The organism is Aeromicrobium sp. Leaf291 (genome assembly GCF_001423365.1).
Classification (GTDB): Bacteria; Actinomycetota; Actinomycetes; order Propionibacteriales; family Nocardioidaceae; genus Aeromicrobium.
Window position 1 is genome coordinate 115,685 of the sequence record NZ_LMNM01000002.1, and the last position, 14,678, is coordinate 130,362.

At 72.9% G+C, this 14,678-nt stretch carries 18 protein-coding genes; 8 read left to right on the forward strand and 10 right to left on the reverse strand.

All coding sequences use genetic code 11. The annotated features are described in order from the left end of the window. Positions 1-70: 70 nt before the first annotated feature. Entirely contained in the window at positions 71-1,075 is a 1,005-nt protein-coding gene (locus tag ASF35_RS10325; RefSeq protein WP_055966782.1) for a nitronate monooxygenase family protein, read from the forward strand. Positions 1,076-1,113: 38 nt separating this feature from the next. Here the strand turns inward: ASF35_RS10325 and ASF35_RS10330 are convergent, their stop codons facing one another. Further along, the gene (locus tag ASF35_RS10330; protein ID WP_055966784.1) at positions 1,114-1,608 is read right to left on the reverse strand and encodes a DoxX family protein; all 495 of its coding nucleotides are present in this window, start codon (positions 1,606-1,608) and stop codon (positions 1,114-1,116) included. 45 nt (positions 1,609-1,653) lie between these two features. After that, on the reverse strand, positions 1,654-1,953 hold the full coding sequence (locus ASF35_RS10335; RefSeq protein ID WP_055966787.1) for a hypothetical protein: 300 nt from the start codon (positions 1,951-1,953) through the stop codon (positions 1,654-1,656). 158 nt (positions 1,954-2,111) lie between these two features. On the opposite strand from ASF35_RS10335, the gene ASF35_RS10340 reads away from it, so the two are divergent. Continuing rightward, positions 2,112-3,350 (forward strand): Fic family protein, encoded by a 1,239-nt coding sequence (locus ASF35_RS10340; protein ID WP_235499144.1) that lies wholly within the window; start codon positions 2,112-2,114, stop codon positions 3,348-3,350. A gap of 115 nt (positions 3,351-3,465) precedes the next feature. After that, positions 3,466-3,753 (forward strand): hypothetical protein, encoded by a 288-nt coding sequence (locus ASF35_RS10345; RefSeq protein ID WP_055966789.1) that lies wholly within the window; start codon positions 3,466-3,468, stop codon positions 3,751-3,753. Between the two features lie 26 nt (positions 3,754-3,779). On the opposite strand, the gene arfB is transcribed toward ASF35_RS10345, so the two are convergent. The 4 genes from arfB to ASF35_RS10365 all read right to left on the reverse strand — a co-directional run bounded on the left by arfB (position 3,780) and on the right by ASF35_RS10365 (position 6,488). Next, the gene (gene arfB / locus ASF35_RS10350) at positions 3,780-4,214 is read right to left on the reverse strand and encodes an alternative ribosome rescue aminoacyl-tRNA hydrolase ArfB (protein WP_055966792.1); all 435 of its coding nucleotides are present in this window, start codon (positions 4,212-4,214) and stop codon (positions 3,780-3,782) included. Beyond that, positions 4,207-4,812 (reverse strand): PadR family transcriptional regulator, encoded by a 606-nt coding sequence (locus ASF35_RS10355; RefSeq protein ID WP_055966795.1) that lies wholly within the window; start codon positions 4,810-4,812, stop codon positions 4,207-4,209. Before ASF35_RS10355 ends, arfB begins: the two co-directional genes overlap by 8 nt. Before the next feature lie 198 nt (positions 4,813-5,010). Beyond that, a complete protein-coding gene (locus ASF35_RS10360) occupies positions 5,011-5,442 on the reverse strand; it encodes a CBS domain-containing protein (protein WP_055966797.1) in 432 nt (143 codons plus the stop codon). A gap of 119 nt (positions 5,443-5,561) precedes the next feature. Next, positions 5,562-6,488 (reverse strand): inositol monophosphatase family protein, encoded by a 927-nt coding sequence (locus tag ASF35_RS10365; protein WP_082480763.1) that lies wholly within the window; start codon positions 6,486-6,488, stop codon positions 5,562-5,564. Between the two features lie 114 nt (positions 6,489-6,602). Here ASF35_RS10365 and ASF35_RS10370 point away from each other — a divergent pair, with 114 nt between their 5' ends. Beyond that, entirely contained in the window at positions 6,603-6,929 is a 327-nt protein-coding gene (locus tag ASF35_RS10370) for a hypothetical protein (protein ID WP_055966799.1), read from the forward strand. A gap of 6 nt (positions 6,930-6,935) precedes the next feature. Here the strand turns inward: ASF35_RS10370 and rsgA are convergent, their stop codons facing one another. The 4 genes from rsgA to ASF35_RS10390 form a co-directional block, all read right to left on the reverse strand. Then, entirely contained in the window at positions 6,936-7,988 is a 1,053-nt protein-coding gene (rsgA, locus tag ASF35_RS10375) for a ribosome small subunit-dependent GTPase A (protein WP_055968499.1), read from the reverse strand. Then, positions 7,985-9,262: a 3-phosphoshikimate 1-carboxyvinyltransferase gene (gene aroA, locus ASF35_RS18045; protein WP_055966803.1), complete on the reverse strand. Its 1,278-nt coding sequence runs from the start codon at positions 9,260-9,262 to the stop codon at positions 7,985-7,987. Before aroA ends, rsgA begins: the two co-directional genes overlap by 4 nt. Before the next feature lie 75 nt (positions 9,263-9,337). Beyond that, a complete protein-coding gene (locus ASF35_RS10385) occupies positions 9,338-9,823 on the reverse strand; it encodes a DoxX family protein (protein ID WP_055966807.1) in 486 nt (161 codons plus the stop codon). An 86-nt stretch (positions 9,824-9,909) separates the two neighbouring features. Then, complete coding sequence (locus tag ASF35_RS10390) at positions 9,910-11,646, reverse strand: sigma-70 family RNA polymerase sigma factor (RefSeq protein WP_055966809.1); 1,737 nt, start codon at positions 11,644-11,646, stop codon at positions 9,910-9,912. Positions 11,647-11,817: 171 nt separating this feature from the next. Between ASF35_RS10390 and ASF35_RS10395 the strand changes: the two genes are divergently transcribed. The 4 genes from ASF35_RS10395 to rsrA all read left to right on the forward strand — a co-directional run bounded on the left by ASF35_RS10395 (position 11,818) and on the right by rsrA (position 14,593). Next, entirely contained in the window at positions 11,818-12,468 is a 651-nt protein-coding gene (locus ASF35_RS10395) for a hypothetical protein (protein ID WP_055966812.1), read from the forward strand. Between the two features lie 209 nt (positions 12,469-12,677). After that, entirely contained in the window at positions 12,678-13,409 is a 732-nt protein-coding gene (locus ASF35_RS10400; RefSeq protein WP_055966815.1) for an SOS response-associated peptidase, read from the forward strand. A gap of 180 nt (positions 13,410-13,589) precedes the next feature. Further along, positions 13,590-14,309 carry a sigma-70 family RNA polymerase sigma factor gene (locus ASF35_RS10405; RefSeq protein WP_235497726.1) on the forward strand — a complete coding sequence of 240 codons (720 nt, stop codon included), beginning with the start codon at positions 13,590-13,592 and terminating at the stop codon, positions 14,307-14,309. Beyond that, a complete protein-coding gene (gene rsrA, locus ASF35_RS10410; protein WP_055966818.1) occupies positions 14,306-14,593 on the forward strand; it encodes a mycothiol system anti-sigma-R factor in 288 nt (95 codons plus the stop codon). Before ASF35_RS10405 ends, rsrA begins: the two co-directional genes overlap by 4 nt. The last annotated feature ends 85 nt before the right edge of the window (positions 14,594-14,678 follow it).

A 14,678-nucleotide genomic window follows, 5' to 3' on the forward strand; every position in this document is an offset into this window, starting at 1 on the left:
AATGAGTTGCATAGTACGCGAGACGATCACCCGATCGACGCTCGCTCCGGACGAAACGAGGAGACCCGCCGTGGCCCTGCCCGAGATCCTGCGCCGACCCCTGGCCCTTCCTGTCGTGGCCTCCCCGATGTTCATCGTGTCGGGCCCGGAGATGGTGGTCGCCCAGTGCACCTCCGGCGTGATCGGCTCGTTCCCCGCGCTCAACGCGCGCCCGGCGTCGCTGCTGACCGACTGGCTCAGCCAGATCAACGAGCAGAACGACGCGTTCGCGGCCGCGCACCCCGACCGGCCGGTCGCGCCGTTCGCCGTGAACCAGATCGTGCACCGGTCGAACGACCGGCTCGACCACGACCTGCAGCAGTGCGTGGACCACCAGGTGCCGATCGTCATCACCTCGCTCGGCGCTCGTGAGGACGTCAACGAGGCGATCCACTCCTACGGCGGCATCGTGCTGCACGACGTCATCAACGACCGCTTCGCGCACAAGGCGATCGAGAAGGGGGCGGACGGCCTCATCGCCGTGGCCGCGGGGGCCGGTGGCCACGCCGGGACGCAGTCGCCCTTCGCGCTCGTCCGCGAGATCCGGCAGTGGTTCGACGGACCCGTGCTGCTGTCCGGCGCGATCGCCCACGGACGCTCGATCCTGGCGGCCCAGGTCGCCGGCGCCGACCTCGCCTACGTGGGCAGTGCGTTCCTGTCCACCGACGAGGCGAACGCGGCCCAGGAGTACAAGGACATGATCGTGGGCTCCTCGGCGGCCGACATCGTCTACAGCAACCTCTTCACCGGAGTCCACGGCAACTACCTGCGCGGCAGCATCGTCGCGGCGGGGCTCGACCCCGACGCGCTCCCGGAGTCCGACCCGTCGGCGATGGACTTCGGGACCGGGGGCGACGACAGCCAGCCCAAGGCCAAGGCCTGGCGCGACATCTGGGGCTCGGGCCAGGGCATCGGCGCCATCGGTCGGCGCCAGTCGGTGTCCGCGCTCGTGGAGCAGCTGCGGGCCGAGTACGACGAGGCGCTGGCGGCCCCGGTGTGGGACGGCCGGCGCGAGCTCAGCCTCACGCCCGCCTGATACGGCTCCGGGTCCGACCCGGCACCCGAAACCACCCGTCAGCCGGCGGCGGGTGGTCGCCAGCACACCGCGAGCATCGCGGCGCTGCCGGCGATCCCCACGCCGAGGACGGCCAGCCCGATCGGCCAGCCGTCGGCCACGGTGCCGACGGCGTGGTCGACCGACCACCGGCCCGGCCCGAGCGTGGCGAGCGCCGTGAGCGCCACGGCGACGAGCAGCACGTACTCGTACCCCTCCTTGATGATGAAGAAGCCGTTCCGGCGGTGCACCGTGACGAACGCCGTCGTCATGATCCCGACGCCGGCGGCCGCCGCGAAGGGGGTGGCCAGGCCGGCGAGCAGGGCGAGCCCGACGGCGATCTCCAGGTAGCTCGACACGGCGGCCTGCACGCGCGGCGGACGCAGGCCGATGCTGTCGAACCAGCCGGCGGTGCCGTCCAGCCCGCCGGGTCCGAAGCCCTGGTTCCAGCCGTGCGCGACGAAGACGGCGCCGAGGGTGGCGCGGAGCAGGGCGGAGGCGACGTCGAGGTCCATGTCCCGATGATGCCGCCCGCGAGGCTCGCTCGGCGAGTAGGGAGGTCAGCCGGCGAGGCCGGCGGCGATGGGCGCGGCGCCGCGCCCGTCCAGGACCTCGGGCTGGGCGTGGTCGAGCCGTCGGGACCGGGGATCGACGAGCCGGACGATGCCGCGGCCACGGATGGCATCGGCCAGGTTGTCGGACTCGATCGCGACGACGTGGCCGTGCCCCGTCGTGCTGCCGAGCGCCCGCAGGCCCGGTCGGTCGAGTGCGCCGATCGCCTCGACGACGGCGCGCAGGGCGGCGGCGTCTCGGACGAGGTGGAAGGTGACGGTGGCGGTGAGGGCGTCCGCGCTCGACATGATCGTGTGCTCCTGGGGTCTGATCGGGAAGGGACTCCCAAAGTAGGACAGAACTTGTTCAGTCGCACGCCGAGATGAACAAGTTCAGGACCTGTGCGTGGTGCGGCGTCATCGACCCGATGGACCCCGGTGGGAGGCGGCCTTGGGAGACTGGGGGTGTGGACGAGGCCGAGCCGGACTGGGAGCCGCACGCACGGGTGGTGGTGCCGTGGCGCCAGCAGATCGAGCGTGGGCCACGGGCGGACCGCCTCCTGCGCGAGATCGAGGTGCGTGAGCCCCCGCGGATCGCTGGGGCGGACTACGACGCGGACCGGCCGCTCGCCTCGTCGATGGCCAACGCCCTGGCGGGCCTGCGCCAGCTCGACGGCAGCCACGGGCGTCGCCTGAGGGCGCTCAACCGGCTGCTGCTGCGCACGGAGTCGGTCGCGTCCTCCAAGATCGAGAACATCGAGGCCAGCCTGGCCGACTACGGCAAGGCCGTGCTCGGCGCGCGCTCCAGCGCCTCCGCCGTGTCGATGGCGGCTGCCACCGACGCCCTCACCGGCATCATCACGCAGGCCGAGGTGAGCGGCGTGCTGGGACAGCGGTCCATGCAGGACGCCCACGCCGTCCTGTTCCGGCGCAGCATCGACCAGCAGCACAACGCCGGTCGCTTCCGCACGGTGCAGAACTGGATCGGCGGCAGCGACTACACGCCGCGCAACGCGCTCTACGTGCCTCCACCCCCTGCACTCGTGCCGGAGCTGCTGGAGGACCTGTTCGCGTTCGCCAATCGCGACGACGTCCCCGTGCTCGTGCAGGCCGCCGTCGCGCACGCCCAGTTCGAGTCGATCCACCCGTTCGTGGACGGCAACGGACGCATCGGTCGCACCCTGATCCACGCTGTGCTGCGCCGCCGACGCGTCACGACGCACCTCACCGTGCCGATCGCGTCGGCGCTCGTCGCCCATCGCGAGAAGTACTTCGACGCGCTCGGCGACTACCGCGAGGGGCAGGCGCGCCCGATCATCGCGATGCTCACCGGTGCCGTCATCGTGGCGACCCACGAGAGCCGGCGCACGGCGACCGCGCTCCACGAGATCCGCCAGGACTGGGACCAGCGGCTCGGTCCGGTGCGCCGCGGCTCGCCCGTGCACCGGGTCCTCGTCTCGCTGCCGGAGTTCCCCACCGTCACCGTGACCGAGCTGGCCGAGCGGCTCGACCTCGACCTCGAGGAGAGCGCCGCCGCCGTGGACGTGCTGCGCGCCGCCGACGTCCTGGTGCCTGCGAGCAGAGGGGTGACGGACCGCGTCTCGGGCCGCGGTGCGGACCGGGTGTGGTCGGCTCGGGACATCCTCGACGAGCTCACCGACCTCAACGACCGGATCGTGGCCGTCAGCCGTCTGCGCGACCGCTGAGCCTCCGGTCGCGTGCGGCGCGCTGAGCGGTCAGGATGGACGGACGGGTGCCGCCCGGCCTCGACGGCCGGGTCCGTGGCGCATCCGGACGCACGACCCGACGACGGAGGTACGCATGAGCGAGCACCAGCCAGGCCGTGAGGTCGACGCCGACGACCCCGGAGTGCCGAACGACCCGCCCGGTCCCGACGTCCCGGAGCCCTCGGAGGGGTCGCTGGCCCCCGACGTGCCCTCCCCGCCGGAGGTCGACCAGCCCGAGGGGGTCAAGGGTGTCGACGGTGCCGATCCCGATCGGGAGGGCGACGCGGACGAGTCGGCGGACAGCGGCGACGAGGACGGCGAGACCGAGACGCCCCCGGGCGCGGGTGCCACGCACGAGGCCGACGTCGAGAAGCCGGACTGACGGACGCCCCGCCGGGGCGGGACGCCTCAGCCGTCGCTCGGCCCGGGGCGACGGCGTGCGCGCTTGACGTCGCCGCGGCGCTTCTTCGCGTCGATGCGGCGTTGCTGCGAGCCGCGGGTCGGCCGCGTGGCGCGGCGGGGGCGTGGAGGGACGATCGCGGCGGCCACGACCTGCTCCAGCCGTACGCGAGCGGCCTCGCGGTTGCGGTGCTGCGAGCGGTACTGCGACGAGGCGATCGTCAGCGTGCCGTCGACGAGGCGTGTGCGGAGCCGTTCGAGCGCCTGGGCGCGCTGGGTGGCCGACAGCGCCGAGCTGGAGGCGAGGTCCCAGCTGACCTCGACGCGGGTGTCGCTGGTGTTGACGTGCTGACCACCGGGTCCCGACGAACGGCTGAACCTCCAGCTCAGCTCGTCGTCGGGGACCCGGAACCGGTCGTGACGGCCTGGGGCGTGCTCAGGCATCGTCGTCGGCGAGGACGCGGTAGAGAGCCTTGCGGGCGTCGTCGACGACCGCGATCGTCCTCTGGTGCTGTGCGGCATCGCCCGTGCGGACGACCTGCTGCCACGCGGCCATGAAGCTGCCGAGCGACTCGCGCAGCTCGCGCGCTGCCTGCGGGCGTCCTCCTCGGACCTCCCAGGGAGTGCCGAGCCGGGTGCGGTGCTCCTCGACGTGGGCCCGCCCGGTCTCGGTCAGGCTCGCGGTCTTGCGACCGTCGACCTTCTCGATCTCGATGAGACCCTCGTCCTCCAGCTGCTGGAGCACCGGGTAGATGGAGCCGGGGCTGGGTGTCCAGCTCCCGTCGCTCCGGGTGCCGATCTCGGTGATGAGGTCGTAGCCGTGGCGTGGCTGCTCGTCCAGGAGCAGCAGCACGGCGGCGCGGACGTCGCCGCCTCGCTGGCGTCGGCCACGGCGTCCGGGCCCGTCGGTGAACGGGTCGGCGCCGAAGGGCGGCGGGCCGCCCAGGCTCCAGTCGGGGCCGGGTCCGCGGCGTCCCCGACGCCGGTCCCGCGGATCCTCACGGCGGCGGTCGGGGCTGTGGTGGTGGTCGTGGTTCCTCATGGGAGCCTCCTCGGTCGTTCGATCGACGCCGGATCACGGGCCGATCGGTTGGTAATAGGTCAACGATATATCGATAATGTATCGACGTCAACGGACACCTGCCCACCAGGACCTCGGCCGGGCAGGGTCGGTCGCGGCGGCGGCATGACGACGAGGCCGGGCTCGGGGCTCGGCGGCCGCGTGACGGCAGGGGGTCGGTCAGCCGCCCGCGACGTAGGAGCTCAGCTGGTCACGCTCGAACTCCAGCTGCTCCATCCGGTGCTTCACGGCGTCGCCGATGCTCAGGACGCCTGCCAGCCGGTCGTCGACCACCACCGGCACGTGGCGCACGCGATGGTCGGTCATGGTGGCCATGAGGGAGCCGAACGAGTCCTCGGGCGAGCACACGAGCACCTCGGTGGTCATGATCGAGGCCACGGTCGCCGACCGCGCGTCGGGCACGTGGCGCAGCTTGCGCACCACGTCGCGCTCGGAGACGATCCCGACCATCGTGGAGCCGTCCTCGCTCACCACCAGGGCGCCGACGTCGTGCGTCGCGAACGCCTCGAGCAGGTCCGAGACCGTGGCCTCGGGCGCGATCGTGTGGACGGTGGCGCTGCCCTTGGAGGACAGGACGTCGCTGACTCGCATGGTGCCTCCTGGAGACTCCACGCCAGTGTAACGCGGGTCACACCGCAGGCCGCCACCCTCGACGGCGTGCGCCGGGACCGGGCCGCCGAAGGGAGCCGGACCTCCACCGGCCGCGGAGGTCAGGGTGCGTCGGGCGAGCCCCAGGGACGCGAGAAGTCCAGGCGGCGCACGGTGCCGGCAGTGCCGCCGCCGGCGTCCTCGGCGTCATCGTCCTCGACGCCGTCGAGGTCGGTGTCCTCGGCGTCGGGGAAGTGGCCGAGGTAGGCCATGGCGGCGTCGTGCAGGCGGCCGTTCGTCGAGATCGCGTTCGCGCCCCACGGGCCGTCGGAGCCGTCCAGCGACGTGAACCGTCCACCGGCCTCGCGCACGATGACGTCGAGGGCGGCCATGTCCCACAGCTTCAGCTCGGGCTCGGCCGCGATGTCGACGGCTCCCTCGGCGACCAGCATGTGCGACCAGAAGTCGCCGTAGCCGCGGGTCCGCCAGCACCGGCGTGCGAGCGCCCAGAACGCCTCGCCCTTGCCGATGTCCTCCCACGAGGGGGCCGAGCTGAACGACAGCGACGCCGACGACAGGTCGGAGACCTGCGAGCAGCGGATCTCGCGGGCGTGCATGAACGACTTGCCGGTGTAGGCGCCGGCGCCCTTCGAGGCCCACCAGCGTCGGCCCAGCGCCGGCGCCGAGACGAGGCCCACCACGATCTCGCCGTCCTCCTCCAGGGCGATGAGGGTGGCCCACACCGGGACCCCGCGCACGAAGTTGGACGTGCCGTCGATCGGGTCGATGATCCACCGGCGCTCCTGGGACCCGGTCGAGCCCAGCTGCTCGCCCTGCTCCTCGCCGAGCACCACGTCACGGGTGCGGGAGGACTTCAGCATGCGACGGATGGTCTCCTCGACCGCCTGGTCGGACTCGGTCACGTAGCTCATGTCCGGCTTCGTCGACACCTCGAGGTCGATCGCGCCGAACCGGTCCATCGACAGGTTGTCGGCGGAGTCGGCCAGCACGTGCGCCAGCCGCACGTCGTCGTTCCAGGAGTGCGTCATGGTCGCAGGGTAACGGCGTGGTTCGCCGGGGTGGGGGAGGCAGGGGGTGCTGCCGCACGTCGTGCCTGCGCGCGGCGAGGTGTCGAGCGGACGCGCGGCACGTACGGTGGCCCGATGGACCCCTCGACGTCCCGGGCCGCGTCGCCCGGTCGCGCCGGCCTCGCCGTCTCCGTCGTCCTGCTGCTCCTGTGGCCGTTCGGACCGTGGCTCGGCTTCTTCGGCTTCGTCACCGGACTCAGCCTGTTCGGGGAGTCGCCGAGCTCTGAGGAGCAGAGCCAGGGAGCGTTGCTCATGCTCGCCGGTGCGGCGATCTCGTGGGGCTTCCCCGCCCTCGTCCTCGTGCTCTCCGGTGGACGCCGCTGGATGCGGCGCGTCGCCGTGCTGGAGCTCGTGGCCGCCACCGTCGGCGTGGTCATCGCGCTCTGGCTCGGGAGCTTCTGAGCCCGTTCACCAGGCCGTGGTGTCCTTGGCCGCGACGATGCGGCGGAAGGACTCGACCCGGGCCGTGGGCAGCGTCCCGGCGGCCACCGCCAGGTCGAGCGCGCACTCGGGCTCCGTGGCCGCGTGCGTGCAGCCGCGAGGACAGTCGCGGGTCGCGTCGTCGAGGTCGGGGAACGCGCGCAGCACGTCGTCGACCTGAACGTGCGCGAGACCGAACGAGCGGAAGCCGGGGGTGTCGATGATCCAGCCACCGTCGCCGCCGTCGGTGGGCTCCAGCTCGATGGCCAGCGCCGACGTCGACGTGTGACGACCGCGGCCGGTGACCTCGTTGACGTGGCTGGTGATGCGGCCGGTCCCGGGGACGAGGGCGTTGACCAGGGTCGACTTGCCCACCCCGCTGTGACCGATGAACACGCTCACGCGGCCGGCCAGGGCCTCGCGCAGCTCGTCGAGGCTCTCCATGCCGTCGCCCCGCTCGTCGTCGCCCGGGCCCGTGCCGCTGCGCCGCGTGACGACCGTGCGGACGTCGAGAGGCTCCAGGAGCGCCAGCATCTCGTCGGGCGACCCGAGGTCGGACTTGGTGAGGCAGACGAGCGGCTCCATGCCGGCCTCGAACGCCGCGACCAGGCAGCGGTCGATGAGGCCGGGTCGCGGCGGAGGGTCCGCCAGGGCGGTGACCACCACGAGCTGGTCGGCGTTGGCGACCACCACCCGCTCGATCGGGTCGTCGTCGTCGGCGGTGCGGCGCAGCACGGTGCGGCGGGGCAGCACCTCGACGATGCGGGCCAGCGTCCCGTCGGCGCCGCTCACGTCGCCGACGACCTTGACCTCGTCGCCGACCACCACGCCCTGCCGTCCGATGGGGCGTGACTTCATGGCGGTGACGAGACCGGCGGTCGGCGGGAGGTCGGGATCGAGCAGACGCAACGTGAAGCGGCCACGATCGATCGTGACCACACGGGCCAGGGGCGCGTCGTCGTAGTTGGGTCGGTCCTTCGTGCGAGGGCGCGTGCGGCGACGCGGTCGTTCGAATGCGGCGTGCTCGTCGTCCTGCCTCACGCGACCAGGCGCTCCCACACCGGCGCGAAGTTGGGGTAGGTCTTCACGGTCGTCGAGACGTTCTCCACGAACAGCTCCGGGACCTTGAGGGCCAGGACCACGGCGGCGTGCGCCATGCGGTGGTCGTCGTACGTCTCGAAGATCTCGCCGTGGAGGGGGCGCGGACGGATCTCGAGCCCGTCGTCGGTCTCGGTGACGTCGCCACCGAGCCGGTTCAGCTCCGTGGCCAGCGCGGCGAGCCGGTCCGTCTCGTGGCCGCGCAGGTGCGCGACCCCCCGCAGTCGCGACGGGCCGTCGGCGAGGGCGGCGAGCGCGGCCACCACGGGGGTGAGCTCGCCGACGTCGTGCAGGTCGAGGTCGACCCCGCTGATCGAGGGACCGCCGCGGAAGACCATGTCGGCGCCGTCGCGCTCCGCGGTGCCGCCGAAGGCCACGACCAGCTCGCGCCACGCGTCGCCGGCCTGCTGGGTCTGCTCGGGCCAGCCGCGGACCCGCATGGAGCCGCCGGTGGCGACCGCCGCCGCCACGAAGACCCCTGCGTTCGAGAGGTCGGGCTCGATCTCGACGTCGAGCGCGCGCACCGGACCGGGGCTCACGACCCACCGGTCGGGGGAGGAGTCGTCGATCTCGACGCCGCGTCGGCGCAGCTCCGTGACGGTCATCTCCACGTGGGGGAGCGAGGGCAGGGCAGCGCCCCGGTGTTGCAGGTCGAGGCCCTGGGTGAAGGCGGGCGCGGCCAGCAGCAGCGCGGAGACGAACTGGCTCGAGGCCGACGCGTCGACCACGAGAGGCCCACCGGCCACGGCGCCGGTGCCGTGGACGACGAAGGGCAGCGAGCCGCGGTCGCCGTCGTCCACCCGGACGCCCAGGTCGCGCAGCGTGGCGATCGTCTGACCCATCGGTCGCCGTCGCGCGTGCGGATCACCGTCGAACGTGACGGCGGACGAGCCGAGGGCCGCGAGCGGTGGGACGAACCGCATGACCGTCCCGGCCAGACCGCAGTCGACGGCCGTCGAGCCGGTCCGGGTGCGGTCGACCGGCGTGACGCGCCACGTCATGCCGTCCTTCTCGACGCCGGCTCCGAGGGCGCCGAGGGCCGCCGCCATGAGCTGCGTGTCGCGGGAGCCGAGCGGACGGGTGATGACCGAGGGGCCGTCGGCCAGCGCGGCCAGCACGAGCGCACGGTTGGTCAGGGACTTGGAGCCGGGGACGAGCACCTGCGCGTCGACAGGACTCTCGCGGGTGGGGGCGAGCCAGGGCAGCGGGGCGTTCATCACGCCCCACTGTAGTGAACCGGCGCGCCGGACCTGACGTCTCGGGCCAGACGTCTCGGGCCAGACGTCTCGGGCTCAGGGGCGCAGGTCGTCGATGCGCTCGACGACGACGCCCTTCGCGTCGACGACCCGGTTCTTGGCGCGTGTGCCGATGAACTTCTTGTGCGGGTCGGGGTCGAGCGTGCTCATGAGCAGTCCGCCGATGAGCGAGAGGTTCTTGAGGAAGTGCACCGTCTGGTTCTGGCGCGACGCCGGGTCGGTCTCGTTCCAGAAGGGGTGCCCGACGGCCGTCGTGGGTGCCAGGGTGGAGGCCAGCACGAACGCCGACAGCCGGGGGAAGCGACCCGTGGCCAGCGCGGTGCCCGCGACCACGTGGACGGCGCCGTTCACCCGCACCAGGTTCGTGGGCGACGTCGCGAGCTGCGGCGCGGCCTTGCCGAGCGCGTCGGCCACGGGCTCGGCCTTCGGGCCCATGGCGGGGGCGTTGCGCAGCGCGTTGACACCTCCGTACACGAACATCGACGCGAGCAGGGGACGGGCGATGGTGCGCAGGACGGTCATGGCTCCCATCATGCCAACGTCGGCGAGTTCCACAACGTCAGCGCGCGAGCGGGCCCGAGCGCGCTCGAGGCGACGGACCGGTTCGATCAGATCGGCAGGAGCCAGCCCGTGGACCGGAACGTGGTGGTGTCGTTGTCGGAGCGGGGATCGTCGGGCGCGGTGGCGGTGACGGTGGCGGCGGGGCGGGCGCCGATGACCTTGAAGGGGAACGAGCCGCCTTGTCCGGCGGGCAGCGTGGCGCTGCAGCGGAGCGTGCGGAGCCGCTGGTTGCGGGTGGCGTCGCACGCCCACCCGTCGCCGGGGATCCCACGGAACTTCACGGTCCGGTCGAACGACACGGTCATGGTCACGGTGCGCGCCACGGGGTTGCTGCCGCCGTCGGCGGCGATCGGGACGACCACGCGGCGCTGCAGGAGGGTGGAGTCGTTCGTGACCGTGGCGGCGCCGAGGGAGAAGTCGGTGGGCGTGACCGGCGGCGGCGCGGGCGTGACGACCGGCTGCTCGGAGACGGGCTGGTCGGGAGAGGCGGAGGCGTCCGCGGTGGCCGGGGTCGGTGCGGGCGGCGTCGTCTCGACCGGCGTCTCCGGGGTGGGCTCCGCGGAGGGCTCCGGCGTCGGCTCGGTGGTGGGCTCCGGCGTCGGCTCGGTGGTGGGCGCCGCGGTCGACTCCGGCGCCAGGGGGCTGGACGGGCTCGGCGAGGCGACCACCGCGGGCGGCGCCGAGGTGAGCAGGTCCGTCCCGCCGACGACCATGCCGGTCGTCAAGGCCCCGGTGACCACGGTGGTCGCGACCACGGCGGGCGTCCCGGCGCTGACGGCCGTCGCGGCGGCGGCCTGGGCCGGCACGAGAGCCACCCGGGCGACCTGCGAGACGATCGCCGACGTCAGCATGGTCGCCCCGGCGTAGCCGCTCGCGGCGGCGAACCCGCCGCCGGCCGCGGTGGTGCCGACGGCGAGCGACCCCCCGGCCGCCGTGCCGGCCGTCGCCCAGACGCCTCCCGCCGCGATCCCCCCGGCCCCCAGGGCGGCGGCGGCCGTCCCGGTCGCCCCGAGGTAGCCCGCGGCGGCGGGTCCGAGGAGGGCGGGCGCGAGAAGGCCGCGCAGGTTCTGGTTGACCTCGACGAGCTCGAGGTGGACGCCGGTGCAGCGTCGGCACCCGTCGAGGTGCCGGTCGACCTTCGCGGTGTCGCGGGCCGACAGCGTCTGGCGCACGAAGCCGCCGAGCAGCGGTGTCACGGCGCGGCAGGCCTCGTCGGTGGTGGCCGCCGCGTGGCTCTCGAGGTACGCGGCCCGCAGACCCTCCCGTGCGCGGTAGGCCAGGGCGGAGACGCTGTTGGGGCTCATGCCGAGCAGCGGTGCGACGGCCGCGGGCTTCTGCCCCTCGACCTCGAGGTGCCACAGCACCAGCTGCCACCGCTCGGGCAGCGACGCGAAGGCGCGCGCGGCGGCGTCGTTCTCGAAGGCGGCGCTCACGGCGTCGTCGAAGGGCACACCCCGGTCGAGCACGTGCTCGTCGTCGGTGGGACGGGTGCGGGTCGTGGCCCTGATGCGGTCCACGTGCAGGCGCCGGACCGCGGTGAGCAGGTACGCGCGGAAGGCCTCGTCGGGACCCTTGCCGTCCTGCAGGAGGCTCAGCACCTTCAGGAAGGCCTCCGACACCAGGTCGTCGGCCTCGCCGGTGCTCAGGAGCTGGCGGGAGAGGCGGGTCGCGGCGGCCGCGTGCCGCTGGAACAGCAGACCGTAGGCCGCGGTGTCGCCGGCACGCACGGCAGCGATCAGCTGCGCGTCGCTGCGCTGCTGCGTCGTCTCGATCAGGTCGTCCATCGGTTCGGCTCCCTCGTCTGCACTCCCACGGGGTCCAACGAGGAACGTTCCTGCACGTCACGCCCGGCCGGTCGGGGGCCATCGGACCCGAGTCGAGAAAGTTCCGCCGATCGCGTCACGATCACCGCCCCCGGCCGTCCCATGGTCACCGCACACGAGAGGAGGACCGTCATGGACGACACCCAGCACGCAGCGACGTCGCTGGTCGAGGCCGTTCGCGACGGTCGGACCGACGTCGATGCCGTTGCACACGTGGTGGGAGCGAGTGCAGCGGCGGACGGGTCCCCGCTCCACGAGGTCATCGATCTCGTGGAGCGTGCCTTCGACGGAGCCCCCCGACACGCGTCGGTGCGGGCTGCGTGCCTCGCCTGGGCGGAGCGCGCACTCGGGCGCGTGCACGACGCAGGGTGCGAGGACCCGTTGACGTCGCTGTCGACGGTGCCCCACCTGCACAGCAGGTTGGGGGACGTGTACCGCGCCGCCGCTGTCGAGGAGCAGCGCGCCGGCGACGGTCACGTCCTCGTCGTGGTCGAGCCGTCCGACGACCGACGACGCTCGCCCCTGGAGGCCTCGTTGCGGGCCGTCGAGGTCGGGCAGGTCCTGCGATCGGTCTTCCCGGGCGACGAGACCGTGGCCCGGGTCGGGTCGAGCCGCTTCGTGGTGCTGACGGCGCGCGAGCGCGCCCACGCCACGACCCTCGCGCTGGTCGGTGTGCTTCTCGGGCGCACGCCGGACGGCGGGAGTGCGCCCCGGCTGTGGGTGGAGGAGCTTCCGCCCACGGCCGGGGACCTGCCGGGCCTCCTGCAGGCCCTGGCGCGCTGACACCCGTCCGGACCCGACGCACCAGGGCTGCGTCGGGCCCGGCGGGGGTGCCGGGCCGTCACTCCTTTTCGGACACCTCCGGGGCATGGATCGGGCTCCACGTGCCCCGCAACTGTCCAGAACGCATGTCGCAACGCAGAACGGGGGCCGGGAGGCTCGATCGATCCCGGTCCCACCGCACCGTCGGTGCGGCGTGGAAGGCTGGCCCCATGTGCGGCAGGTATGCGACCACCCGGACCTCGAGCGACCTCGACGACGCCTTCGCGGCCCGTCTGGCCGACGGTGCGGAGCTGCCGCCGCCCGACTGGAACGTGGCACCCACCAAGCAGGCGCCGGTGGTGATCGGCCGGGCCCGGGACGACGCCGAGGAGTCGGCGCCACCGCGGCGTGAGCTCCTGGCGGCCACCTGGGGTCTCGTGCCGAGCTGGGCCAAGGACCGCTCCATCGGCAGCCGGATGATCAACGCCCGGTCCGAGACCGTGGCCGAGAAGCCGTCGTTCCGGCGTGCCTTCGCGCGGCGGCGTGCCATCGTCCCGGCCGACGGCTACTACGAGTGGTACGCGGGCCACGGCCCGAAGGCGCCCAAGCAGCCGTTCTACATCACCTCCGGCGAGCAGGACGGCCGCCGCGAGGTGCTGGGCCTGGCCGGGCTCTACGAGTTCTGGCGGTCCTCGGCGGAGGAGCCGTGGCTCGTGACGTTCACCATCCTCACCACGAGCGCCGAGGGCGGCGACGGCATGCTCCACGACCGCGCACCGCTCCTGGTGGCGCCGGAGGTCCGCGACACGTGGCTGAGCCCGGTGGAGCGGCCGGCGGCCGAGCTGCTCGACCTGCTGGTGCCGGCCACGCCGGGACGTCTCGACGCCTGGCCCGTCACGACCCAGGTCAACAACGTCCGCAACAACGGCCCCGAGCTCGTCGAGCCCCTTCCCGCCGAGTAGGCCCTGCGCGGCGCACGGTTCGGAATACAGCCCACGGCCACGTCGTTCCACCTCACGAAGGAGGTCGACATGCTCGCGTGCCCTGAACGCACCCTCGCCAGCCCCACCACCACGGGTCCGGTCGCTCGCGGCCCCCGCTCGGACGACGGACGTCGTACGTCGGGAGTAGGCTGGAGCACGATGACGAACACCCCCGAGACCACCCCCCCGCCCACGTCGGACGCGTCCGACGCCGGGTCCGTCGACGCCACCTCGACCGTCGAGGACGGCAGCCACGACGGAGCCGTCGCCATCGACTACAGCGACGTCGACGTCGCCACGGAGACGCCGGAGCAGCGACAGGCTCGCTTCGAGGCCGAGGCCCTGCCGTTCCTGAACCAGCTCTACTCCGCTGGTCTGCGCATGACGCGCAGCCCCCAGGACGCCGAGGACCTGGTGCAGGAGACGTACGCCAAGGCGTTCAGCGCCTTCCACCAGTACAAGCCCGGCACCAACCTGAAGGCCTGGCTCTACCGGATCCTCACCAACACCTACATCAACTCGTACCGCAAGAAGCAGCGTCAGCCGCAGCAGGTCACCGACGAGATCGAGGACTGGCAGATCGCCGCCGCCGAGGCGCACTCGTCCTCGGGCCTCAAGTCGGCCGAGATGGAGGCGCTGGAGCGGCTGCCCGACAGCGACGTCAAGGATGCGCTGCAGGCGCTGCCGGAGGACTTCCGCTACGCGGTCTACCTGGCCGACGTCGAGGGGTTCCCCTACAAGGAGATCGCCGAGATCATGGGCACGCCCATCGGCACCGTCATGTCCCGTCTGCATCGCGGACGCCGTCAGCTGCGTGAGCTGCTGGCCGACTACGCCCGCGACCGCGGCATGGCCGTGAGCGGGGTGAGCGACTCATGAGCGACGACCTCACCGCCGACGGCTGCGACGGCCCTGACTGCGAGACCGCACTCGAGAGCCTCTACCTGTTCCTCGACCGCGAGATCGACAGCGCCAGCTGTGCGGAGATCCAGGCCCACATCGACGACTGCAGCGAGTGCCTCACCGAGTACGACCTCGAGCGGCTCGTGAAGTCGCTGGTGTCGCGCTCGTGCAGCGAGGTCGCGCCCGAGCCGCTGCGCGACAAGGTGCTGTTCTCGATCCGCACCGTGCAGGTGCAGATCTCCGAGTACCGCCAGACCTGACCGGTCCACCGACCGCGACGTCGGTCCCGGCGACGTCGAAGCCCCCGTCCGGTCACCGGACGGGGGCTTCGATCGTCTGTGCGCT